Origin of the sequence: Micromonospora sp. WMMB482 (genome assembly GCF_019038635.1) — a bacterium.
GTDB lineage: Bacteria > Actinomycetota > Actinomycetes > Mycobacteriales > Micromonosporaceae > Micromonospora > Micromonospora marina.
Genome location: NZ_JAHOPD010000020.1, coordinates 131304 through 154391, shown reverse-complemented (window position 1 = coordinate 154391; position 23088 = coordinate 131304). Strand labels below are relative to the sequence as shown.

Below are 23088 nucleotides of genomic sequence, written 5' to 3'. Positions count from 1 at the left end.
GTGTCCAAGGTTCTCACCTCCCTGCCCATCGGCGAACGTGTCGGCATCGCCTTCTCCGGCGGCCTCGACACCTCGGTAGCCGTCGCGTGGATGCGCGACAAGGGTGCCGTCCCCTGCGCCTACACCGCTGACATCGGCCAGTACGACGAGCCCGACATCGCCTCGGTGCCCGGCCGCGCGCTCAGCTACGGCGCCGAGGTCGCCCGCCTCGTCGACTGCCGCGCCGCCCTGGTCGAGGAAGGGCTGGCGGCGCTGACCTGCGGCGCCTTCCACATCCGTTCCGGCGGGCGGGCCTACTTCAACACCACGCCGCTGGGCCGCGCCGTGACCGGCACGCTCCTGGTCCGCGCGATGATCGCCGACGACGTGCAGATCTGGGGCGACGGCTCGACGTTCAAGGGCAACGACATCGAGCGGTTCTACCGGTACGGCCTGCTGGCCAACCCGCAGCTGCGGATCTACAAGCCGTGGCTGGACACCGACTTCGTCACCGAGCTGGGCGGTCGCACCGAGATGTCGGAGTGGCTGCTGGAGCGCGGCCTGCCCTACCGGGACAGCACCGAGAAGGCGTACTCCACCGACGCCAACATCTGGGGCGCCACCCACGAGGCCAAGACGCTCGAACACCTGGACACCGGCATCGAGACGGTCGAGCCGATCATGGGCGTCAAGTTCTGGGATCCGTCCGTGGAGATCCCGGCCGAGGACGTCACCATCGGCTTCGACCAGGGCCGCCCGGTGACGATCAACGGCAAGGAGTTCGGCAGCGCCGTCGACCTGGTGCTGGAGGCCAACGCCATCGGCGGCCGGCACGGCCTGGGCATGTCCGACCAGATCGAGAACCGGATCATCGAGGCCAAGAGCCGGGGCATCTACGAGGCCCCCGGCATGGCGCTGCTGCACGCCGCCTACGAGCGGCTCGTCAACGCCATCCACAACGAGGACACGCTCGCGAACTACCACAACGAGGGCCGCCGCCTCGGCCGCCTCATGTACGAGGGTCGCTGGCTGGACCCCCAGGCGCTGATGCTGCGCGAGTCGCTGCAGCGCTGGGTCGGCACGGCGGTCACCGGCGAGGTCACGCTGCGGCTGCGCCGGGGCGAGGACTACTCGATCCTCGACACCACCGGCCCGGCGTTCAGCTACCACCCGGACAAGCTGTCGATGGAGCGCACCCAGGACTCGGCGTTCGGTCCGGCCGACCGGATCGGCCAGCTCACCATGCGCAACCTCGACATCGCCGACTCCCGGGCCAAGCTGGAGCAGTACGCCTCCGTCGGCATGGTCGGCGGCGGCGCACCGCAGCGGGTCGTCGGCGCCGCCCAGGCGGCCTCGACCGGGCTCATCGGAGCCATGCCGCAGGGCGGCGCGGAGGCCATCGCCTCCCGGGGTGTCCCCACCGCCGAGGACGAGGCGCTCGACCGGGCCGCGATGGAGTTCGGCGTCGACTGATCGCCGCCGTCCGCGCACCGTCGCCCCACCGGGCAGCGGTCCGGCTCTCGGCAATGGTGGTGACGCAGGGTAGCGTGTCGCCCGTGTTCCCTACCGTGCGTGAGGTGCTGGACCTGGTGCCCGTGCGCAACGGCGCGCCGCGCCTGGTCGCCGGGACCGCCGGGCTGGACCGGCCGGTGCGCTGGGTGCACATCGCCGAGGTGCCCGACATCGCCACCCTGCTCGGCGGCGGGGAACTGGTCCTCACCACCGGGATCGGCCTGCCGGGCGACGACGCCGGGCTCCGCGAGTTCATCGGCGCCCTGGCCGATGTCGGCGTCTCCGGGCTGGCAGTCGAACTGGGCCGCCGCTACGTCAGCGGAGTACCCCGGGTGATGGCCGCCGCCGCCGAACGCCGCCGCCTGCCCCTGATCGAGCTGCGCCGGGGCACCCCGTTCGTCCGCATCACCGAGGCGGTGCACGCGCTGATCGTGGACGCCCAGCTCACCGAGCTGCGCGCCACCGAGGAGATCCACCAGCGGTTCACCGAGCTGTCCGTGGAGGGCGCCGAACCCGGCGAGGTGCTGCGGCAGGCCGCCGAGCTGGCCGGCTGCCCGATGGTGCTGGAGAACCTGTCCCGGCAGGTGCTCGCGTACGACCCGGCGGGGGAGAACGCCCAACTGCTGCTGGACGGCTGGGAGCGGCACTCGCGGCAGATCCGCCCGGCCGGGCGCACCGCGTACGACCCGGACAGCGGCTGGCTCGTCACCACTGTGGGCGCGCGCGGACAGGACTGGGGACGGCTGCTGCTGCGCTGGCCGGTGACCGAGTCCACCCCGCCGACCCGGCTGACCATCCTGATCGAACGGGCCGCCTCCACGCTGGCCCTGGGCCGGCTGATCCGCCGCGACGCCGAGGGCCTGGAACGGCAGATCCACCGTACGCTCCTGACCGCCCTGATCGACCACACCCGCCCGGTGGACGAGGTGGCGCTGCGCGCCAAGGCGCTCGGCGTCGTCCTGGACCGCCGGCACCTCGTCGGCGTGGTGGTCCGGTACCGCGCCGACGAGCCGTCCGGTGACGCGGGCACCCCCGACGACGAGCCCGCCGCCGCCCGGCGCGGCGGACGCCGCGACACCGACCCCGAGGGCCCGGAAGCCGGCCCGGCCCGGCTGCGCGACCTCGCCGAGGCGGTCAGCCAGGCCGTCCGGGACGCCAAGCTCACCGCGCTGACCAGCCCGCTCGACGACCAGGCCGTGGGCGCGCTGCTGGCGCTTCCCGACCCGGCCGCCGAGGAGAAGGCACTGTCCGCGTTCGCCGCGGCATTGCGCCGGGTACGCCTCGACGCCGCCCCCGCCCGCCCTCCGGCGTCCCGCCTGTCGGAGTCGCCTGACCGGCCCGCCGGCCGGGCCGTGACGTCGGGGAGCGCGCGACCGGCCGACGCGCCGCCCCGGGCCGCGATCGTGGTGGCGGCCGGGTCCGGCGTGGGCAGCCTGCGCGAGGCGCGCCGGTCGCTGATCGAGGCGCGGCAGGTCGCCGAGGCGGCCCGGCGGGATCCCCGGGATCTGCCCTGCTACCGGCTGCCGCACGTGGGGCTGGCCGGGCTGCTGCACCTGCTACGCGACGAGCCCCGGTTGCAGACGTTCGTCGAGCGTGAACTCGGGCCGCTGCTCGCCTACGACGCCCAGCACCCGCGGGAGCAGTTGCTCGGCACGCTGCGGGCCTATCTGGAGCAGGGGCGGAACAAGTCGGCCGGTGCCGCCGCCGCACACCTGTCGCGGCCGGCGTTCTACGAGCGGCTGGCCCGGATCGGCCGCATTCTCGACGCCGACCTCGACTCGGTCGACAGGTGCCTCTCCCTGCACGTGGCCCTGTTGGCCCTGGACGCCATCCGCACTCCCTGACGCGGCCCTGTCACGCCGGTCCCGGCGAGCTCGCCGATCTTGCAGTTGTGGCGCCCGGAATGCCCAGGAAGCGAGGTCTGCGCGGTGCCACAACTCCAAGCTTGATGAGACGCGAGCGTTGATCATGAAGTTGAGCCGGTGTTTCGCCCGAATTCGCACCGTCAAGTTCATGATCGGCGGGGGCGGGGGCGGGGGCGGGGGGGCGGGGGCGGGTCAGGTCAGGGCGGTGAGGGTCTTGGCGTAGAGGGCGGGGACGTAGTTGTCGCCGCCGGGGGTGAACACGTCGGAGGTCGCCGCCGCCTGCCAGGCGGTGTCGGGCAGCGCCGCCACCAGCGCTCGTACCACCGGGGCGTCGCGCCACTGCTCCTGCTGGGCGAGCAGGCTCAGCGCGACCACCGACTCCTCCACCTCGCCCACGCACTCGAACGGCTTGTGCCCGTCGATGCCGAGCAGCTCCCGGTAGCCGGGGATCTGGGACTCGTCGGCCAGCAGATCACCACCGAAGATGCCGGTCAGCCGCTCCCGGGGCATGAACGGCGCCATCGCCAGGAACACGAACCGGCACTTCGGGCAGTCGCGGCACCAGCGCTCGCTCGCATCACGCAGCTTGAACGCGGCGTTGCAGCTGGTCACCACCGCGTCGTACCGGTCGATCTCGGCGAACAGCCGGGCGATGTGCAGCTCGGACAGGGAGCGCAGCAACGAGAAGTACGGCTCGGTGAGCCCGGCGTGCTCGGCCAGCGCCGCGCGCAGCAGCCCTTCGGCCTCGACACCCTTTGACCACTGGTGGTTGATCTCGTGGCCGTTCCAGATCAGGTTCGGGTCGGACGCGGACCGCTCGTTCGACATCACCACCGGGCCGAGCCCGTGCAGCACCGCAGTGGCCACGGCGATCAGCGAGTTGATCGCGGTGACCGGGATGTGACCGTTGCGCGCGCCGGCCGCGTTCAGCTCGAACAGCACCGGATCCAGCCGCCTGCGGGCGGCCAGCGGCACCATGTCGGACGCCACGTTCACCGACACGATCACGTGGTTCGGGTTGACCGAGAACGGCACCGGGTCGAGGCCGGCGCGGCGCAGCGCCTCCAGCGTGACGATCGAGTCCTTGCCGCCGCCCACCGCCGACAGCGGACGACGGTCGGAGTTGTCCACCGGCTCCGCCGGGTCCACGGTGCCGGATGGTACCTCGGGACGCAGTTCCAGCACGTGCGGCAGCTCGTTGCGGTACGCGTACTCGGCGAGGCCCTTGGTGTAGACGGCGGTCACCAGCTCGACGGCGGCGGCGCCCAGCGGTGCGGGCAGCACCAGCCGGGGCGGTGCGGCGGCCTTGTAGTAGCTGACACCGGCGACCACGTGCAGCAGCTCCAGCACCCGGGCCAGGGTGGCCGCGGTGGCGTCGGAGACCGGCTCGGCCGGCAGCGGAAGCGTGATCACCTCGGTGAACCGCTGCTCGCCGTCGGGACCGGTCAGGGCGTAGTCGAACAGGACCTCGCCGGTGGCGAAGTCGATCGAGTAGGACGGGAAGGTGAAGGCGTCCATCCGCCGCAGCTGCTCGTTGGGCACACGCCATACTAGGCCCTGGTTCGTCCGTCCGTGTCCGGCTGGGCCGGACCCTGCCCGCCGTGCGTCGACCGAGTCCGAGGAGTGCCCGTGCGCCTGTCTGATCTGCGCGGACGTCATGTCGCCGTCTGGGGCGCCGGTCGCGAGGGCCGGGCCGCGGTGACAGCGATCGCCGCGCACGGGCCGGCCGGCCTGGTCGTGGTCGACGACAGCGCGAACTTCCTCACGCTGCCCTGGGACGGTCCGCTCGCCGCCGCGGCGCCGCTGGTCACCGGCGAGGAGGGCTTCGAGCGCCTGGCCGCCGCCGACCTGGTGGTCCGCTCACCGGGCGTGCCGAACACCCACCCGTGGATGGTGGAGCTGCGCCGCCGGTCCGTACCGGTCACGCAGGGCAGCGCGCTGTGGATGGCCGACCACGCGGACCGGACCGTCGGGGTGACCGGCAGCAAGGGCAAGAGCACCACGTCCAGCCTGATCAGCCACCTGCTCACCGCGATGGACCGGCCGAACGTGTTCGGCGGCAACATCGGGGTGCCGCTGCTGGACCTGCCCGAGGCGGAGCTGTACGTGCTGGAGCTGTCCAGCTACCAGTGTTCCGACCTGACCGACTCGCCGCGGGTGGCGGTGGTGACCGCGCTGTTCCCCGAGCACCTGGACGCGCACGGCGGCGAGCGGGAGTACTACCGGGACAAGCTGAACCTGATCGCGCACGGCCCGCACGCCGTGGTGGTCAACGGCGCCGACCCGCGCCTGGTGGCGGAGCTGGGCGACCGGGCGGCGATCCGGGCCGGCTCCCCGGACACCACGCACGTGGCCACCGGGCCGGACGGCACACAGTGGTTCCACCAGCGGGACACGCCGCTGTTCCCGCGCGCGGTGCTGCCGCTGGTCGGGCGGCACAACGAGGGCAACCTCTGCGTCGCCCTCGCCGTGCTGGACGCGCTCGGCGTCGACGTGGTGGCGCGCAGGGACAGCCTCGCCGTGGCGGTCGCCGAGTTCCAAGGTCTGGCGCACCGGCTCACCGAGATCGCCGATCCGTCCGGGCTCACATTCGTCGACGACACGCTCGCCACCAGCCCGTACGCGGCCATGCACGCGATCGACGCGTACGAGGGACGGCCGCTGACCGTGATCGTCGGCGGCGCCGACCGGGGGCTGGACTACAGCCCGCTGCGCGCGCACCTGGCCGGCCGGGAGATCACCGTGATCGGCGTGCCGGACAGCGGCCCCCGCATCGTGGAGGCGCTGTCCGGGCTGCCGTCGGTGCGTACCGAGCTGGTCGACGACCTGGTTGCCGCCGTCGGGCTGTCCCGCAAGCTCACCCCGGCCGGCGGGGTGGTGCTGCTGTCCCCGGCCGCGCCGAGCTACGGCCGGTTCCGCAACTTCGAGCACCGCTCCGAGGTGTTCGCGCAGGCGGTCGCGGACACCGCCCGCTGAGTCAGCTTCGGCACCGCACGCCGGTTTCAGCCGGCCGTCAGCGTCGCGTGCAGCGCGCGCATCGACCGCAGCGCCGACCGGATCTCCTGCAGGTAGCGGCCCGGCGTCAGGGTGGGCTCCGGTACGGCGACCGCGGCGCGTGCGGCCGGGTCCACCCCGACCGTCTCGATGCCGCACCCGTACGGCACGGCGAGCGTCCGCAGCGCGTCGCAGTGCTGGAAGGGTACGTAGATCGGGGCGGTCACCATCAGCACCTCGTCGCCCGCGCGCAGCCGCACGTGCTCGGCCCAGAACCGCTGTGTGTCGGCGGTGTGCGCGCGACGGCGGTCCGGTTCGCCGGACGGCGCGGCGAGCACCCGTACCGGAGGCAGCCCGTCCGGCCGGTAGATGCGCGAGGACCAGGCCCGGTGCGGATGACCGGCCGGGTCACCGCTCTCGTCGTCCGGCTCGGCCACCCCGAACGCCAGCCGGACCCCGGCGTCGAGGACGTCCACCTCGGTGGCGCAGCCGGACAGGCCGGCCGCGTCGAGCGTGCGGCACTCGGCCGCGGACAGCGGCCGGAAGCTGCCGAGCACGGCCACCTCGCCGGTCACCTCGGCCGCCGCGCGGGTCAGTGCCGCCGCGTACGCGGTGCGCCGCAGGCAGGCGTGCGCCAGTCCGCCGAGCACCAGCAGGTGCGCGTACCCGGATCGGGCCGGCGCGACGGCGCGGACCAGGCCCAGCGCGGCGGCGGCGTTCAGCACCAGCCCGGCGGTGGCCGGGTCGAACGCCGGCTCCCGGGCGTCCGGGCGTTCCCGTCCCTGCCGGAAGTCCCAGCGGCGGGCGGAGAACGCGTCCAGTCCGGCCAGCACCGCCGCCAGGTCGCCGTCGGGCCAGTCGCCGCCGAAGTGCGCCACGAGACGCCGCACCGGCGCCGACTCCACCCAGAACCTGACCCCGGTCAGGAGTCGCTCCCGTGTCGTCCCCGCCGCGCCGTCCGGCAGCGTCACCTGATCCGTCCGCACCCGGCGGATGCTACCGCCGGGCGCCGGCCGGACCCGGCGGGGCGCGGGTCACGCAGCTCTTGTCCCTGCCCGGCCGTGGTGGGAACGTGCGGGGATCCACCTCCGCTGAAGGGTACGCCGATGACCTCCGACGACCTGCTGGCCCGGCACCGGGCCGTGCTCCCGTCCTGGATGCCGCTCTACTACGCCGAACCGCTCGAACTGGTCGCCGGTTCCGGCCGCCGGGTCACCGACGCGGCCGGCCGGACCTATCTGGACTTCTTCGGCGGGGTGCTGACCACGATGGTCGGTCACGACATCCCGGAGATCCGGGAGGCGGTCGAACGGCAACTGCGGACCGGCCTCGTGCACACCTCCACGCTCTACCTGATCCGCGGGCAGGTCGAACTGGCCGAGAAGATCGCCCGGCTCTCCGGCATCCCGGACGCCCGCGTCTTCTTCACCAACTCCGGCACCGAGGCGAACGAGGCCGCGCTGCTGGTCGCCACGAACCACCGGCGCTCACACCAGATCCTCGCGGTCCGCAACAGCTACCACGGCCGGTCGTACGCGACGATGGGCGTCACCGGCAACCGCGGCTGGTCGGCCAGCGCGCTCAGCCCGTTGCGGGTGGCCTGGCTGCACTCCGGAGAACGGCTGCGCGGGCTGCTGGCCCGGCTCGACGCCGCCGACCGGGTCGACGCGGCGGTCGAGGATCTGCGCGAGGTGCTCGCCACCCAGACCGCCGGCGACGTGGCCTGCCTGATCGCCGAGCCGGTGCAGGGCGTGGGCGGCTTCGTGCACGGCCCGGACGGGCTGTTCGCCGCCTGGAAGAAGGTGCTCGACGAGCACGGCATCCTGCTGATCAGCGACGAGGTGCAGACCGGGTGGGGCCGGACCGGCGAGCACTTCTGGGGTTACCAGGCACACGGCGTGACGCCGGACCTGCTCACCTTCGCCAAGGGTATCGGCAACGGTTTCGCGCTGGCCGGTGTGGTCGGCCGGGCCGAGGTGCTGGAGTCGGTGCCGGCGATCAGCTTCTCCACGTTCGGCGGCAACCCGGTCTCCACCGCCGCCGGCAACGCGGTGCTCGACTACCTGCTCGACCACGACCTCCAGGGCAACGCCGCCCGGGTCGGCGCGATCCTGGGCGACGGCCTGCGCGCGGCCACCGCCGGGCTGGACCAGGTCGCCGAGGTACGCGGCAAGGGCCTGATGCTCGCCGTCGAGTTCGTCCACCCGGGAACCGTCGAGCCGGACGCGGCGCTGACCACCCGCGTCTTCGAGGCGTGCCGGGCCGGCGGCCTGCTGGTGGGCAAGGGCGGCCTCTACGGCAACGTGATCCGGATGGGTCCGCCGCTGACGCTCACCGAGGACGAGGCCCGGGAGGGTCTGGCGATCATGGTCGAGGCGATCCGCGCCTCGATCGGGGCGTGAGCGTCGACCCGCCCGGCGGCGCGCTGCCCGCCCGGTGGCCGAGCACGACCATGGTGACGGCCGGCGCCCGGCGCAGGTCGATGTAGCGCTCCCGTCCCGGCGGCGTGCGTCGCGCGAGCTGCCGCAGGCGGCGCACGGGCCCGGGCCGGGCCGGCCGGGCCCGACCGGTACGGATAACGGATCGGTCGAGAGGTCTTGTGGTCCCCGTCGCACTGTCGTAGAAATTCTTCATTGGAAGTGCTTCCTGTGAAGACAAGCGACAGGGTGCTCACCGCGCGTACCCGGACCGAGGAGATGCGATGAACAGGCGTGAGATCCTGCGGCGCAGCGCCGCCGCCGGTCTGCTGGCCACCCCCGCCGCCGGGCTGCTCGCCGGCTGCGCCACCTCAGGCGGTGGCGACGAGGGCGACAAGGGCGCGTACAAGGGCACCAAGAGCGAGCAGAACCCGCTCGGCGTGGCCGAGGACGCCCCGCTGGAAGTGGTGATCTTCAACGGCGGCTTCGGGGAGGACTACGCCAAGGCCCACGAGGCCATGTACAAGGAACGCCACCCCAAGGCGGAGATCAAGCACTCGGCCACCGCGGAGATCAGCAAGACGCTCCAGCCCCGCTTCGTCGACGGCAGCCCGCCGGACGTGGTGAACAACTCCGGCGCCGGCCAGATCGACTTCAACGGCCTGGTCTCCCAGAACGCGCTCGCCGACCTGGGCGAGCTGCTCGCCGCGCCGAGCCTGGACACGCCCGGCAAGACGGTCAAGGACACGCTGCTGCCCGGCACCGTCGAGGTCGGCTCCTACGACGGCCGGTTCCTGGTGCTCAACTACACCTACACGGTGTACGGCATCTGGCACTCCACCAAGCTGTTCGCCGACCGGGGCTGGGAGGACGCCAAGACCTGGGACGACCACATCGCGCTCTGCCGCCGGATCAAGGCCGCGGGCATCGCGCCCTGGACGTACGCCGGTGTGCACCCCCGCTACATGAGCTGGCCGCTGATCTCCACCGCGATCAAGCTCGGCGGGCCGTCGGTCGCGCTGGCCATCGACAACCTGGAGCCGAACGCCTGGAAGTCGGACGCGATGAAGACCGCCGCCGACGCCTGGCACCAGATCGTCAAGGACAAGTTCATCCTCGACGGCTCCCCGGGCCTGGACCACAAGCAGTCCCAGACCGCGTGGTGCCAGGGCAAGGCCGCGTTCATCTCCTGCGGCTCCTGGCTGGAGAGCGAGCAGAAGGACGTCACCCCGCCCGGCTTCAACATGACCGTCGCGCCGACGCCCAGCCTGGGCAGCGGTGACAAGCTGCCGTACGAGGCGATCCGCGGCACCGCGGGCGAGCCGTTCATGGTGCCGGCGAAAGCGCGCAACGTCGCAGGCGGGCTCGAATACTTCCGGACCATGCTCTCCCGCAAGGGCGCCCAGGACTTCACCAAGAAGGTCGCCAGCCTGCCCGTGGTCGCCGGCGCCACCGAGGGCATCGACCTGCCGTACGGGCTCAGCACCGTGGTCGAGGCGCTCGACGCGTCCGGGTCCAACGGCTTCAACTGGGTCTACAACAACTACTACCGCAAGCTGGAGCGCAACCTGGTCGACGCGGCCTGCGGCGAGTTCTTCAGCGGCCGGATCTCCCCGGCCGAGTTCCTCGACCAGTGCCAGAAGGGCGCCGACTCGATCGCCCAGGACAGCTCGGTCAAGAAGTACAAGCGGTCCGCGTGATGCGACAGGGCCGCCTCCCCCTGATCCTCACGTTCCTGCTCCCACCACTGGCGTTGTACGGCATCTTCGTGCTGTCGCCGTACCTCCAGGCTTTTCAGATCTCCACCACCGACTGGATGGGCTACTCCGCGCAGGCCGACCCGGTCGGCCTGGCGAACTTCCGCACGCTGCTGAACGACGGGTACGTGTGGAACGCGTTGAAGAACAACGCGATCCTGCTCGCCGTGGTGCCGGTGGTGACGATCGGGCTCGGCCTGTTCTTCGCCAGCATGCTCACCATGGGCGGTCGCAAGGGCCGGGCCGGTGTGACAGGGGTGCGGGGCACCTCGGTCTACCGGCTCGTCTACTTCTTCCCGCAGGTGCTCTCGGTGGTGATCATCGCGCTGCTGTGGAAGGAGATCTACAGCCCGACGAGTGGCCTGCTCAACGGCGCCCTGCGCGCCGTCGGGCTGGCCACCCCGGCCTGGCTCGGCGACCCCCGCTTCGCGTTCTGGTGCGTCCTGGCGGTGATGGTGTGGAGCAACGTCGGTTTCTACGTGGTGCTCTTCGGCGCCGCCATGCAGGCGATCCCGCGTGACATCTACGAGGCGGTGCTGCTCGACGGCGCGTCCCGCACCACGATGCTGCGGAAGATCACCATTCCGCTGCTCTGGGACACCATCCAGGTGGCCTGGATCTACCTCGCCATCGCCGCGCTGGACGGCTTCATCCTGGTCCAGCTCATGACCAACGGCGGACCGAACTTCTCCTCCGACGTGATCGGGCTGCGGATGTACGACACGTCGTTCGGCAGCGAGAACAAGTTCGGGTACGCCTCGGCGATCGGCGTGGCGATGTTCTTCCTGACCCTCTCGGTGGCGGTGCTGGCGCTGCGCACCGCCCGGCGTGATCGGATCGAGTACTCGTGACCACTGTGGATCCCGGTGCGGCGGCCGGCGCCACGACCGGTGCGGCCGGTCCGGCCGACGTGACCCGCCCGGCCGACCCGCCGCCGCGCCGCGAGCTGGGCGTGGCGAACGTCTTCTCGCACGGCTTCCTGCTGCTCTGGGCGGCGATGACGGTCCTGCCGCTGGCCTGGATGGTGCTCAGCTCGCTCAAGACCAACGGCGAGATCATCGCCGAGCCGTGGGGGCTGCCCGAGGCGCTGCGGTTCGACAACTGGACCCGCGCCTGGACCACCGCCCACATCGGCCGGTTCTTCTTCAACAGCCTGGTCGTGGTGGCGGGCTCGCTGAGCCTGACCATGCTGCTCGGCGCCACCGCCGCGTACGTCTTCGCGCGCTACGACTTCCGCGGCCGGCAGGTGGTCTACTACCTGTTCGTCGGCGGCATGATGTTCCCGGTCTTCCTGGCGCTGGTGCCGCTGTTCTTCGTGGTCCGCAGCGTGGGGCTGCTCGGCACCTGGCCGGGCCTGATCCTGGTCTACACCGCGTACTCGCTGCCGTTCACCGTGTTCTTCCTGACGGCGTTCTTCCGGACGTTGCCGACGTCGGTGGCGGAGGCCGCGCTGATCGACGGCTGCGGGCACTTCCGGCTGTTCTTCCGGGTGATGCTGCCGATGGCGAGACCGGGAATGATCAGTGTCGGCATCTTCAACTTCCTCAGCCACTGGAACCAGTTCCTGCTGCCCCAGGTGCTCCTGCCCGGCGACGGGCAGGATCGGATGCTCGCCCAGGGACTGAGCTCGCTCGCGGTGAGCCAGGGCTACGCCGGTGACTACGCCCAGTTGTTCGCCGGCCTGACCATCGCGGTGCTGCCGGTTCTCGTGGTGTACGTGGCGTTCCAGCGTCAGGTCCAGTCCGGACTGACCGCCGGGCAGCTCAAGTGAGGTGGTTGCCACGGGCAACGGGGCAGTGGGGAGGATCGAGCTGACCTAGGGTGAGCCGGCACGCTCATCTATCGACAGGAATCTCATGTTCTTCCTCCTCTACACGCTGTTGCTGCTACTCGGCGGCATCGCGATGATCGCCGTCGGTGTGGCCGTCAAGGAACAGGGGACCGGCTCCCGGATCCTCAACGTGGTCATCGGCCTGGCCTTCTTCGGGTACGGCTTCTACCTGCTGTTCCTCCACGACGGCGACAGCTACCGGATCTTCTTCTACGTCTTCGTGCTGCCGATCCTGTTGATCGTGCGCGCCGTCAAGGCCCGCAAGGAGGCCCGCGAGCAGGCCGCCGCGCCGCAGTTCGCCGGTGGGCAGCAGTACCCGGGCGGGCAGCAGCAGTTCGCGGGCGCACCGCATTACCCGGGCGGGCAGCAGCAGCCCGGCATGTACCCGGCGGCGGGGCAGGGTCAGTCCGGTCCGGCGGTCCCGCCCGCCCCGGGGCAGCCCGCACCGTACGGCGCCGCGCCGCAGGCCCACCCGGGCCAGCCCGCCCCGCAGAGCTGGCACCAGGCTCAGCCGAACTCGCAAGACCGATCCTGACCAGCCGGAGTGCCCGGCTCGCGCCGAGAGCCGCCGGAAGCGGCGGGTGGAACGTCATGGGTGTCAAACCGGTGTTTTGACACCCATGGCGTTCCACCCAACGGCCGAGCGCCGCAGCACTGCGCAGGGCGGCGGTATGGGGCGGCGCGGCGGGCGGGTCAGGCGGGCGGGGGCACCAGGCGGGCGTGCAGCGCCGCCGGGTCGGTCACCTCGGGCAGGTTCCGGGCGGCCAGCCAGGCGGCGGCGGCCGCCCCGTCCCCGGCGCCGTGCAGCGGTGTGCCCGGCCACCGTTCGGCCAGTTCCGCGCGGACCGTGCCGGCCAGCGGGGTGTCGCCGGTGAGCAGCCCGCCGCCGAGCACCACCGGATCGGTCGCGCCCGGCGGGCGGATGCGGGAGACGCTCTCCGCCAGCAGCGCCGCGGCCTCGGCGATCAGCGCGACGGCAGTGGGTTCCCCCTCGCGGGCCGCCGACACCACGAGCGGGGCGAGCCGGGCCAGTTCCACCGGCTGTCGCCGCGTCACCGCCTGCACCACGGCTCCGGCGGTGGCGCGCGGTCGAGCGTCCACCTCGGTCGTGCCGGTCAGCTCCGCCAGCACCAGGCGTCCCAGGCCGCCGGGGGTGTCCGCGCGGTCCAGGTCGGTCAGCAGCCGGCGGACCGCCTCCCGGCCGAGCCAGAACCCGGAGCCCGCGTCGCCGAGCAGCCAGCCGTGGCCGTCGGCGGTGCGGTCCAGCCGCAGGTCGCGTACCTGGGCGGCGATCGCGCCGGTGCCGGCGACGAGCACCGTGCCGTCCGGGGCGGCGGTGCCGGAGGCGTAGGCGACGAGCGCGTCGCCGTGCACGGCGTACGGGCACCGCAGCCCCGCCTGCGCCCACGCGCTGTCGAACGCGTCGCGGCCGTGCGGGTCGGCCAGGAGGCGGCCGGCCCCGGCGAGGCCGATGACGCCGGCGCGTACCCGACCTGGGTCGATGTCGGCGAGCGCCGCGCGCAGGGCGGCGAGCAGTTCGGCGGCGGCCCGCTCGGCGCCGTGGCTGGTGGGGTTGCCGCCGCCGGCCCGGCCGGCGCCCAGGCGCGTGCCGTCGAGGCTCAGCGCGGTCGCGCGGGTGGACGTGCCCCCGACATCGAGGCCGAGCACGACGGTGTCCGACATGGTTCTCATGCTCGTCGGCCGCGTCGCCGGGCGCAAGATCGCGTGGGTGCGCCAGGTAACAGTTTGAAAACTTCGCCCACGCCCTTGACACGGAGGGGCCTTCAGTAAGAACTTTTACCACTAACAGTTAACACTCTTTCCGAAAGGCTTCCGCCGATGGCCGAGCACGAGGTGGAGACTTCCGCGGCGACCGCGGTGGTCGATGCCGTTCCGGCCGACCGGCTGGGCGCCGACGGGGTGCTGGCCCGGGTGCGGGCCGGTACGGGAGAGTTGACCGGTGCGCTGCGCCGGGTCGCCGAGCACGTGCTCAGCGACCCGGAGGCGGCCGCCCGGGCGACCATCGTCGAGCTGGCCGAGCGCAGCGGCACGTCACCGGCGACCATCACCCGGTTCTGCCGGGCGATGGGCTTCGAGGGCTACGCCGACCTGCGACTCGGCATCGCCGCCGAGACCGGGCGGGCCCGCTCGGCCGGCTGGACCGTCGACATCGGACGGGAGATCCAGCCCGGCGACCCGCTGTCCCGGGTGCTCGACCAGATCATGGCCGCCGACACGCGGGCCATGCACGACACCGCCGCGCTGCTCGACCTGCACGAGGTGGAACGGGCGGCGGTCGCCATCGCCGGGGCCAGCCGGGTGAACATCTTCGGCGCCAGCGGCAGCGCCCTGGTCGGCGAGGAGATGCAGTTCAGCCTGCACCGCATCGGCGTCGCCGCCTGGGCCTGGAGCGACGTGCACGAAGGGCTGGCCAGCGCCGCGCTGCTCGGCGCCGGCGACGTCGCGCTCGGCATCTCACACACCGGCCAGACCCGGGAGACCATCGAGCTGCTCGCCGAAGCGGGCAGCCGCGGGGCCACCACGGTCGCGCTAACCGGCTTCCCCCGCTCGCCGCTGGCCGAGCTGGCCGACATCGTGCTGGTCACCGCCAGCCAGGCCACCACGTTCCGGCCCGACGCGCTCTCCGCCCGGCACCCCCAGCTCGTCGTGCTCGACCTGCTCTACATCGCGGTGGCGCAGCGCACCCACGACCGCGCTCACGCGGCCTTCCGGCGTACCGCCCAGGCCGTCGACGGGCACAAGGCCGCGAAGGGGGCCCTCTCATGATCAGTGCCCAGCGGTACGCCGACGCGGTCCGCCCGGTGCTCGACCGGCTGGTGGACAGCCAGGCCGTGGCGGTGGACCGGGCGGCCGACCTGATCGCCTCCGGGCTGCGCGCGGGCGGCGTCCTCCAGGCGTTCGGCGCCGGCCACTCAGAGGCGTTCGCCGCCGAGCTGGTCGCCCGGGCCGGCGGCCTGGTCCCCGCCAACCGGCTCTCCCTGCACGACCTCGTGCTGCACGGCGACGCGCCCCGCGACGTGCTCGCCGACCCGAAGCTGGAACGCGACCCGGCCGTGGCGCACCAGCTCTACGCCCTGGCGGCGCCGCAGCCGGAGGACGTGTTCGTGGTCGCCTCGCAGTCCGGCATCAACGGCTCGGTGGTCGAGCTGGCGACGCTGGTCAAGCGCGGCGGCCATCCGCTGATCGCCGTCACCTCGGTCGAGCACACCGCCCGGGTAGCTCCTCGGCACCCCTCCGGGCACCGGCTCGCCGACCTCGCCGACGTCGTGCTGGACAACGGCGCGCCGTACGGCGACGCACTGCTGCCGCTCGAGGGCGGCGGCGCGGTCTGTGCGGTCTCGTCGGTCACCGCGGCGCTGCTGGCGCAGCTGCTGACCGCCGAGGTCGTACGACGGTTCCACCAGGCCGGAGAGGTACCCCCTGTCTACCTCTCCGCCAACGTCCCCGGTGGGGACGAGCACAACCTCGCCCTCGAGTCGCGGTACGCCGGGCGTCTCCGGCGTACCGCCTGACCCGACCCACAAGGAGAGACAAGATGTCGGTTTCCCCCGAGAAGTTCGGCGACGTCAGCCGGCGGACGCTGCTGCGGCGGGCCGCGGCGGCCGGTCTGCTGGCCGTACCGGCGGCGGGTCTGCTGAGCGCGTGCGCCGGCAGCGAGCCGAGCAAGTCCGACGACGGCGGCGCGGCCAAGAGCAAGGACAACCCGTTCGGCGTCAAGGACGGCAGCGCGGTCAAGGTGGTCGTCTTCAACGGTGGCCTGGGCGACCAGTGGGCCAAGGAAGACAAGGTCATCTTCAACGCCAAGCACCCGAACATCACGGTCAACATGTCTTCGACCCAGAAGATCAAGACCGAAGAGCAGCCCAAGATGGCGACGCAGCCGAGCGACCTGGTGATGAACTCGGGCGCCGACATGATGGACCGCAGCACGCTGATCAACGAGGGCGCGATCGAGCCGCTGGACGACCTGCTCACCGCGCCGGCCTGGGACAGCGAGGGGACGGTGGCCGACAGCCTGCTGCCGGGCACCGTCGCCGACGGTACGCAGAACGGCAAGTTCTACGTGGTCAACGTGGCGTACACGGTGTGGGGCAACTGGTACAACGCGGCCCTGTTCTCCAAGGAGGGGTGGACGGCGCCGACCACCTGGGACGAGTTCTTCGCGCTCGCGCCGAAGATCAAGGCCAAGGGCATGGCACCGTACGTGCACGACGCGGTGCACGGTTACTACCCGCGCTGGGCGCTGTTCGCCAGCATCTGGAAGGCGGTCGGCAAGCAGGCCGTCGTCGACATCGACAACCTGAAGGACGGTGCCTGGAAGGCCGACGGCATCGTCGCGGCGCTGGAGCCGTGGGAGAAGCTGGTCAAGGACAAGCTGCTGCTGCCGGGCAAGCTCGACCACACCCAGTCGCAGCAGGCGTTCCTGGACGGCAAGGCGGCCTTCATCCAGGTCGGCACGTGGCTGAAGAACGAGATGGCCGCGACCATCCCGCCGGGCTTCGAGATGACCATCTCCGACTACTGGAGCAAGAGCGGGGACAAGGCGGCCAAGGATGTCTTCGCCTCCTCCGGCGAGGGCTTCGTGGTGCCGAGCAAGGCGCCGAACAAGGAGGCCGCGAAGGAGTTCCTGCGGGCCATCCTCTCCAAGGCCGGTTCGGCGAAGTTCGCCGAGCTGACCAAGTCGCTGGCCTCCACCAAGGGCTCCGGCGACAACGTCCAGGACACCGCGCTGGCGTCGGCGAACTCGCTGATGAAGAACGGCAGCTCGGACCTGATCTCGGTGAAGTTCCCGGACTTCTACGCCGACCTGGACAAGGAGAGCCAGAACCTCTCCGAGGAGCTGATGGCCGGCCGCCTGACCGCGCAGCAGTTCGTCGACAAGATGCAGGCGGCCGCCGACAAGGTCGCCAAGGACTCGTCGATCAAGAAGCAGACCCGCACCGCCTGATCACCGCGAGGAAGTGAGTCCAATGCGGCACGGAGTCGCGCGTTTCGTCACGGGCTTCCTGGCCCTGCCCGTCGCGCTGTACCTGTTCTACGTGGTGTGGCCGTTCGCCCAGGCGGCGGGATACTCGCTGACCGACTGGGGCGGGTACTCCGATTCCCAGCGTTTCGTCGGGCTGGACAACTACGTCCGGCTGTTCTCCGACGAGCTGATCCGGAAGGCGTTCTGGCACAACGTGTTCTTCCTGGTCACCGTGCCGCTGTTCACGATCGCGCTGGCCCTGTTCCTCGCGTTCCTGCTCAACGTGGGCGGACGCGAGGACAGGGCCGGCATCCGCGGGGTGTTCGGCTCCGGGATGTACAAGGTCATCTTCTTCTTCCCGCAGGTGCTGTCGCTGGTGGTCATCGCCGTCATGTGGCAGCAGATCTACCGCACCGACGGGCAGGGCCTGATCAACGGCCTGCTCATCAAGATCGGGCTGGTCGACGCGGACAACCCGATCGCCTTCACCGCCGACCCGGAGCCGTTCCTCGGCGTGCCGGCGGTGCTCTGGTGGCTGCTGTTCATCGCGGTGTGGAGCGGCGCCGGTTTCTACATGGTGCTGTTCTCCGCCGCGATGCAGTCGATCCCGAAGGACATCTACGAGGCCGCGATCCTCGACGGCGCGGGCCGGTTCCACACGTTCTTCAGGGTGACCCTGCCGCTGCTGCGGGACAGCGTCTCGGTCGCCTGGGTCTATCTGGGCTTCATCGCGCTGGACATGTACGCGCTGGTCTTCGTCATGACGCCGAGTCAGGGCGGGCCGAACCACGCCAGCGAGATCTTCGCCTCGGTGATCCAGTTCAACGCGTTCCAGAAGGGCCAGTTCGGTTACGCCTGCGCGATCGCCGTCGCGCTGGCCATCTTCACCATCCTGCTGGCCGCGCTCCAGCTGCGGATCACCCGCCGTGAGCGGATCGAGTACTGAGGAGGTCTGGACGATGAGCACGGTGACCCACACCTCCGGCCCGGCCCGGTCCGACACGGCGCCGCCGGACCGGCCGCCCGCGGACCGGCGGGACGTCGGCAACGGCTTCGGCGGCCGGATCTTCAACGGCTTCTCGCACCTGTTCCTCGCGGTCTGGGCGATCATGGTGGTCTACCCGCTGCTGTGGGTGGTGATGTCGGCGCTCAAGACCGACTCCGAGGTGATCCGCGAGCCGCTGTCGCTGATCCCCGACGCGTTGCAGTGGGACAACTTCGCCCGCGCCTGGACCGCCGGGATCGACAGCTTCTTCCTGAACACGCTGCTCGTGCTCGTGTTCAGCGTGACGCTGACGATGCTGCTGGGCTCGATGGCCGCGTACGCCCTGGCGCGCTACGAGTTCCGCGGCAACCGGCTGATCTACTGGATGTTCCTGTCCGGGCTGACGCTGCCGATCTACCTGGCCGCGGTGCCGCTGTTCAAGGGCGTCTACAACACCGGGGTCAGCCTGCCGCTGCTCGGCCCGAACAAGCACCTCATGCTGATCCTGGTCTACGTGGCCTGGTCGCTGTCGTTCACGATCTTCTTCATGCACTCGTTCTTCCGGACGCTGCCCGACTCGATCGCCGAGGCGGCCCAGGTCGACGGGGCCTCGCACACCCGCACGTTCTTCAGCGTGATGCTGCCGATGGCCAAACCGGGCCTGATCAGCATCGGCATCTTCAACGTGCTCGGCCAGTGGAACCAGTGGTACCTGCCGACGCTGCTCATGCAGTCGGTCTCCGGCGAGCCGAAGAACCAGGTGATCGCCCAGGGGCTGATCGAGCTGTCGGTCAACCAGGGCTACAAGTCCGACTGGTCCGGACTGTTCGCCGGCGTCACCATGGCGATGCTTCCGGTGCTGATCGTGTACATCGTCTTCCAGCGCCAGGTCCAGTCCGGCCTCACCGCCGGCGTCAGCAAGTAACCCTCCGGATGTAAGGAAGGGCCCCTTGTTAACACCCGGTGTTAACAAGGGGCCCTTCCTCTACCGCAGGCGTTAACAGGGGGCCCTTCCTTCCACGCGGAGCGTGTCAGGGGCACCGGGCAGAATCGAGTCCGTGCTGGTGGCGGTGGAGGCGGACGAGCGGGGCGGCGGCGTGCTGCAACCGCTGCACGCCGACGGCACCCCGTCCGGCCCGGCCGAGGAGGTGGCCGACCTGGCCGCCGCCGTGGCCGCCCGGGAGTCCGCCGGGCACCCCCGCTGGCTGTGGGCCGCCTGGGCGGGCGTCTACCCGGCGCTGCTGCGGTCCGGGGTGCGGCTCGACCGCTGCCACGACGTCGAGCTGACCGAGGCGCTGCTGCTCGGGCACGCGGGCCGGTGGGGTGAGCCACGCGCGCTACCGGCCGCCTGGGCCCGCGTGACGGGCGCGCCGGTCCCGCCGGACCCGGCGCCCCGCGCGCCCGAGCCGCCCGGCCACGCCCAGGCCGCGCTGTTCGCGCCGCCGTCCGGCCCGCCCGGTCCGGGCATCACGGCGTTGACCCGGGTGTACGCCGACCAGCTCGCCCGGATCGCCGCGACCACCCACCCCGGCCGGTTCCGGCTGCTGGTGGCCGCCGAGTCGGCGGGCGCGCTGGTGGCCGCCGAGATGGGCGCGGCCGGGTTGCCGTGGCGCGCCGACGTGCACGACGCGATCCTGGCCGACCTGCTCGGCGAGCCGTCCCCGGTCGGCGGGCCACCGCGCCGGCTGGCCGAGTTGCAGGCCCGCATCGCGGACGCGTTCGGCGTACGCCAGGTGCACGCCGACTCGCCCGCGGAGCTGTTGCGGGCATTCGCCCGCGCGGGCGTGGACCTGCCGAACACGCGCGCCTGGGTGCTGCGCGGGGTCGAGCACCCGGCCGCGCCGCTGGTCCTGGAATACAAGGTGCTGTACCGGATCTGGACGGCGCACGGCTGGGCCTGGCGCGACGCCTGGGTCTCGGGCGGCCGGTTCCACCCGGAGTACGTACCAGGCGGCGTGGTCTCCGGCCGGTGGGCGACCCGGGGCGGCGGGGCATTGCAGATCCCGAAGGTGATCCGGCGGGCGGTGGTGGCGGACCCGGGCTGGACGTTCGTGGTGGCCGACGCGGGTCAGCTCGAACCCCGCGTGCTCGCGGCGGTCTCCGGCGACGAGCGGCTCGCCGCGGCGGGTGGCGCCGGTGACCTGTACGCGGCGCTGGCCCGGGACGCGTTCGCCGGTGACCGGGCGAGGGCCAAGGTGGCCCTGCTCGGGGCGATGTACGGGCAGACCGGCGGGGCGGCGGTGCCGGCGCTGGCGGTGCTGCGGAAGAACTATCCGACCGCGTTCGGCCACGTCGAGGCGGCGGCGCGCACGGGTGAGGCGGGCGGGCTGGTCCGGTCGTGGCTGGGGCGCACCTGCCCACCCGGGTCGGTGGGGTTCGCCGAGGGGGAGGAGCCGATGCCCGACGGCGGAGCCGACCCGCACAGCCCGTCGGCCCGGGCGGCCCGGTCGCGGGGGCGGTTCACCCGCAACTTCGTCATCCAGGCCACGGCCGCCGAGTGGGCCTCCACGCTGCTGGCGACGCTGCGCACCGAGCTGGCCGGTACGGAGGCGGAGCTGGTCTTCTTCCAGCACGACGAGGTGATGGTGCACTGTCCGGCCGGGCAGGCGGCGGCCGTCGCCGAGGCGGTCACCGCCGCCGGTGCGCGGGCCACCCGGCTGCTGTTCGGCGACACCCCGGTCCGGTTCCCGCTCGACCTGTCCACTGTCGACTGCTACGCGGACGCGGCATAGTCACGCAATTTTCCGTTTTGCCCCGCTACCCGCCCTCGGTCGCGCTCGTTGGGTCCGGTGTGCGTACGACGGGACGGACCGGGCGGCTGTGCCCGGTCCGTCCCCAGATCGAGGGGGCACCGCTGAACCGGATCGCTGCAATGATCATCGCCGCCGGTGGCGGCCGCCGCATCGGCGGACCCGAAGCGCTGCTGCACCAGGGTGAGAAGCCGCTGGTCAGCCAGATGATCGACACGATGGCCGAGGCGGGCTGCGCGCAGGTAGTGGTCGTCCTGGGCGCGGCGGCCGAGCAGGTGCGGCAGACCACCGACCTGAGCGGCGCCACCGTCGTGGTCAACCGTGCCTGGGGCACCGGCGTCGGCTCCTCGATCCGGGCCGGGCTCGCCGCGCTCACCGACGACGACATCGAAGCGGTGGTCGTGGTGCCGGTGGACATGCCCGGGCTCACCGCGACCGCGGTCCGCCGGGTCGCCGCGCTGCCGTACCCGGACGTGCTGGTCTGCGCCACCTACGACGGGCTGCGCGGCTACCCGATGCTGTTCGGCCGCCGCCACTGGTCCGGCATCGCCACGCTGGCCAGCGCCGACGTGGGGGCGCGGCCGTACCTGCTGGCGCACAAGGACCAGATCGTCGACATCGCCTGCGACTCGGTGGCCGACGGCAGCCGGATCGACAGCCCTGAGTTGATGGCGCTCTACGGCCTGTCCATCCCCGAACAGCGCGTCGGCGCCTGACGCGCGCCCGCTGTCGGACCCGGATGCCACGATGCCGTCATGGCCTACGACGAGGACCTGGCGAACCGGGTACGGGAACGCCTCGGGCGCGAGCCCGGCATCACCGAGCGGCGCATGTTCGGTGGCCTGGCGATGATGCTGCGCGGCAACATGGCGGTGGTCGTGCGTGGCGCAGGCGGTCTGATGGTCCGGGTCGACCCGGCCGGGGCCGAGCGCGTGCTCGCCGAGCCCGGCGCCGAGGCGACAGTCATGCGGGGCCGGGAGATGCGGGGCTGGGTCACCGTGTCGCCCGCCGCCTGCGAGCGCGACGCCGACCTGGCCCGCTGGGTCGACCGGGGCGTCCGCTTCGCGTGCACGCTGCCGGCCAAGTAACGCGACAGCGCGGCGTCGCGGGCCCTGCCCGGACGTGGGGAAATCCGGCTGCGCGGCCGGACCCGCCCGGCCTACGCTCCGGACCTGCCGACGATCGGCGGCGGGGATCGGAGACGGGCGGATGGCGGTTCACCTCTACGCGGTCAGCCTCGACGCGGACGACCCGCGGCGGCTCGCGCGGTTCTGGTCCGGGGTGCTGGGCCGGGAGATCATCGACGACCCGCACGAGGGCGTGGCGCTGGGCGGCGACGCCCACAGCGACCTCCGCGTCCGGTTCCTGCCCAGCGATGCGCCGAAGACGGTGCAGAACCGGATCCACTTCGACCTGACCAGCGCGTCGGCGCAGGCCCAGCGGGACACGGTCGACCGGGCGCTGGCGCTGGGCGGGCGGCACATCGACATCGGCCAGGGCCCGGACGACGACCAGGTCGTGCTCGCCGACCCGGAGGGCAACGAGTTCTGCGTCATCGGGGCGGGCAACACCTTCCTCGCCGGCTGCGGCCCGGTCGGCGCGGTCAACTGCGACGGTACGCGGGCGGCCGGCCTCTTCTGGAGCGAGGCGCTGGGCTGGCCGCTGGTCTGGGACCAGGACGAGGAAACCGCGATCCAGTCTCCGCGCGGAGGCGCGAAGGTCACCTGGAGCGGCCCGCCGCTGATGCCCGACGGAGGCCGGGACCGCCTGCACCTCGACCTGGTCGCGGCCGGTGACCGGGACGCGGAGATCGACCGGCTGCTCGCGCTCGGCGCGAGCCGGGCCGGTACGGGCCGGCACACCGCCGACGACGTGGTGCTCGCCGACCTCGACGGCACCGAGTTCTGCCTGCTGACTCCCCGCTGAGGCGGGTGCGGCCCCCGGGGACCGCACCCGCACCGGTCAACGCAGCCGCAGGCCCCGCTCCAGCGTGACCTCGAACGGCCGGTCC

Annotated in this window: 20 protein-coding genes; 17 read left to right on the top strand and 3 right to left on the bottom strand. The window is 72.2% G+C overall.

Annotated elements, in window-relative coordinates:
* Entirely contained in the window at positions 1-1452 is a 1452-nt protein-coding gene (gene argG / locus KSK32_RS01505; RefSeq protein ID WP_216928085.1) for an argininosuccinate synthase, read from the top strand.
* Between the two features lie 74 nt (positions 1453-1526).
* On the top strand, positions 1527-3335 hold the full coding sequence (locus KSK32_RS01500; protein ID WP_374226687.1) for a PucR family transcriptional regulator: 1809 nt from the start codon (positions 1527-1529) through the stop codon (positions 3333-3335).
* 213 nt (positions 3336-3548) lie between these two features.
* On the opposite strand, the gene KSK32_RS01495 is transcribed toward KSK32_RS01500, so the two are convergent.
* On the bottom strand, positions 3549-4898 hold the full coding sequence (locus KSK32_RS01495) for a hypothetical protein (protein ID WP_216928083.1): 1350 nt from the start codon (positions 4896-4898) through the stop codon (positions 3549-3551).
* A gap of 87 nt (positions 4899-4985) precedes the next feature.
* On the opposite strand from KSK32_RS01495, the gene murD reads away from it, so the two are divergent.
* On the top strand, positions 4986-6332 hold the full coding sequence (murD, locus tag KSK32_RS01490) for a UDP-N-acetylmuramoyl-L-alanine--D-glutamate ligase (RefSeq protein ID WP_216928082.1): 1347 nt from the start codon (positions 4986-4988) through the stop codon (positions 6330-6332).
* A gap of 26 nt (positions 6333-6358) precedes the next feature.
* Here murD and KSK32_RS01485 read toward each other — a convergent pair whose 3' ends face one another.
* Positions 6359-7321, bottom strand: coding sequence for a hypothetical protein (locus KSK32_RS01485; protein ID WP_216935695.1), 963 nt, complete (start codon positions 7319-7321; stop codon positions 6359-6361).
* A 135-nt stretch (positions 7322-7456) separates the two neighbouring features.
* On the opposite strand from KSK32_RS01485, the gene KSK32_RS01480 reads away from it, so the two are divergent.
* The 5 genes from KSK32_RS01480 (at position 7457) to KSK32_RS01460 (ending at position 12890) form a co-directional block, all read left to right on the top strand.
* A complete protein-coding gene (locus tag KSK32_RS01480; protein ID WP_216928081.1) occupies positions 7457-8752 on the top strand; it encodes an aspartate aminotransferase family protein in 1296 nt (431 codons plus the stop codon).
* 299 nt (positions 8753-9051) lie between these two features.
* On the top strand, positions 9052-10467 hold the full coding sequence (gene ngcE, locus KSK32_RS01475) for an N-acetylglucosamine/diacetylchitobiose ABC transporter substrate-binding protein (protein WP_216928080.1): 1416 nt from the start codon (positions 9052-9054) through the stop codon (positions 10465-10467).
* On the top strand, positions 10467-11375 hold the full coding sequence (locus tag KSK32_RS01470; protein WP_216928079.1) for a carbohydrate ABC transporter permease: 909 nt from the start codon (positions 10467-10469) through the stop codon (positions 11373-11375). Before ngcE (KSK32_RS01475) ends, KSK32_RS01470 begins: the two co-directional genes overlap by 1 nt.
* Complete coding sequence (locus KSK32_RS01465) at positions 11372-12295, top strand: carbohydrate ABC transporter permease (protein WP_216928078.1); 924 nt, start codon at positions 11372-11374, stop codon at positions 12293-12295. Before KSK32_RS01470 ends, KSK32_RS01465 begins: the two co-directional genes overlap by 4 nt.
* 85 nt (positions 12296-12380) lie before the next feature.
* Positions 12381-12890: a hypothetical protein gene (locus tag KSK32_RS01460; protein WP_254186913.1), complete on the top strand. Its 510-nt coding sequence runs from the start codon at positions 12381-12383 to the stop codon at positions 12888-12890.
* 158 nt (positions 12891-13048) lie between these two features.
* Here the strand turns inward: KSK32_RS01460 and KSK32_RS01455 are convergent, their stop codons facing one another.
* Positions 13049-14038 (bottom strand): N-acetylglucosamine kinase, encoded by a 990-nt coding sequence (locus KSK32_RS01455; protein ID WP_216928077.1) that lies wholly within the window; start codon positions 14036-14038, stop codon positions 13049-13051.
* Positions 14039-14194: 156 nt separating this feature from the next.
* Between KSK32_RS01455 and KSK32_RS01450 the strand changes: the two genes are divergently transcribed.
* From KSK32_RS01450 to KSK32_RS01410, 9 genes are all read left to right on the top strand, one after another.
* On the top strand, positions 14195-15142 hold the full coding sequence (locus KSK32_RS01450; protein ID WP_216928076.1) for a MurR/RpiR family transcriptional regulator: 948 nt from the start codon (positions 14195-14197) through the stop codon (positions 15140-15142).
* Positions 15139-15888 (top strand): SIS domain-containing protein, encoded by a 750-nt coding sequence (locus tag KSK32_RS01445; protein WP_018788343.1) that lies wholly within the window; start codon positions 15139-15141, stop codon positions 15886-15888. The genes KSK32_RS01450 and KSK32_RS01445 overlap by 4 nt, the downstream gene beginning before the upstream one ends.
* Positions 15889-15911: 23 nt before the next feature.
* On the top strand, positions 15912-17324 hold the full coding sequence (ngcE, locus tag KSK32_RS01440) for an N-acetylglucosamine/diacetylchitobiose ABC transporter substrate-binding protein (protein ID WP_216928075.1): 1413 nt from the start codon (positions 15912-15914) through the stop codon (positions 17322-17324).
* Positions 17325-17346: 22 nt separating this feature from the next.
* Positions 17347-18288 carry a carbohydrate ABC transporter permease gene (locus KSK32_RS01435; RefSeq protein ID WP_216928074.1) on the top strand — a complete coding sequence of 314 codons (942 nt, stop codon included), beginning with the start codon at positions 17347-17349 and terminating at the stop codon, positions 18286-18288.
* A 13-nt stretch (positions 18289-18301) separates the two neighbouring features.
* Positions 18302-19252 carry a carbohydrate ABC transporter permease gene (locus tag KSK32_RS01430; RefSeq protein WP_216928073.1) on the top strand — a complete coding sequence of 317 codons (951 nt, stop codon included), beginning with the start codon at positions 18302-18304 and terminating at the stop codon, positions 19250-19252.
* Between the two features lie 133 nt (positions 19253-19385).
* The gene (locus KSK32_RS01425) at positions 19386-21059 is read left to right on the top strand and encodes a bifunctional 3'-5' exonuclease/DNA polymerase (protein ID WP_216928072.1); all 1674 of its coding nucleotides are present in this window, start codon (positions 19386-19388) and stop codon (positions 21057-21059) included.
* A 140-nt stretch (positions 21060-21199) separates the two neighbouring features.
* Positions 21200-21793 carry an NTP transferase domain-containing protein gene (locus KSK32_RS01420; protein WP_216928071.1) on the top strand — a complete coding sequence of 198 codons (594 nt, stop codon included), beginning with the start codon at positions 21200-21202 and terminating at the stop codon, positions 21791-21793.
* A gap of 39 nt (positions 21794-21832) precedes the next feature.
* Entirely contained in the window at positions 21833-22165 is a 333-nt protein-coding gene (locus tag KSK32_RS01415; RefSeq protein ID WP_216928070.1) for a TfoX/Sxy family protein, read from the top strand.
* A gap of 121 nt (positions 22166-22286) precedes the next feature.
* A complete protein-coding gene (locus KSK32_RS01410) occupies positions 22287-23003 on the top strand; it encodes a VOC family protein (protein ID WP_216928069.1) in 717 nt (238 codons plus the stop codon).
* Positions 23004-23088 lie beyond the last annotated feature (85 nt).

Excerpts from the sequence above, each read along its gene's own strand:
- ngcE (WP_216928080.1), top strand. The coding sequence starts at position 9,052 with ATGAACAGGCGTGAGATCCTGCGGCGCAGCGCCGCCGCCGGTCTGCTG.
- KSK32_RS01435 (WP_216928074.1), top strand. The coding sequence starts at position 17,347 with ATGCGGCACGGAGTCGCGCGTTTCGTCACGGGCTTCCTGGCCCTGCCC.
- KSK32_RS01420 (WP_216928071.1), top strand. The coding sequence starts at position 21,200 with ATGATCATCGCCGCCGGTGGCGGCCGCCGCATCGGCGGACCCGAAGCG.
- KSK32_RS01480 (WP_216928081.1), top strand. The coding sequence starts at position 7,457 with ATGACCTCCGACGACCTGCTGGCCCGGCACCGGGCCGTGCTCCCGTCC.
- KSK32_RS01470 (WP_216928079.1), top strand. The coding sequence starts at position 10,467 with ATGCGACAGGGCCGCCTCCCCCTGATCCTCACGTTCCTGCTCCCACCA.
- ngcE (WP_216928075.1), top strand. The coding sequence starts at position 15,912 with ATGTCGGTTTCCCCCGAGAAGTTCGGCGACGTCAGCCGGCGGACGCTG.
- KSK32_RS01445 (WP_018788343.1), top strand. The coding sequence starts at position 15,139 with ATGATCAGTGCCCAGCGGTACGCCGACGCGGTCCGCCCGGTGCTCGAC.
- KSK32_RS01410 (WP_216928069.1), top strand. The coding sequence starts at position 22,287 with ATGGCGGTTCACCTCTACGCGGTCAGCCTCGACGCGGACGACCCGCGG.
- KSK32_RS01460 (WP_254186913.1), top strand. The coding sequence starts at position 12,381 with ATGTTCTTCCTCCTCTACACGCTGTTGCTGCTACTCGGCGGCATCGCG.
- KSK32_RS01450 (WP_216928076.1), top strand. The coding sequence starts at position 14,195 with ATGGCCGAGCACGAGGTGGAGACTTCCGCGGCGACCGCGGTGGTCGAT.
- KSK32_RS01455 (WP_216928077.1), bottom strand. The coding sequence starts at position 14,038 with ATGTCGGACACCGTCGTGCTCGGCCTCGATGTCGGGGGCACGTCCACC.
- KSK32_RS01430 (WP_216928073.1), top strand. The coding sequence starts at position 18,302 with ATGAGCACGGTGACCCACACCTCCGGCCCGGCCCGGTCCGACACGGCG.
- KSK32_RS01415 (WP_216928070.1), top strand. The coding sequence starts at position 21,833 with ATGGCCTACGACGAGGACCTGGCGAACCGGGTACGGGAACGCCTCGGG.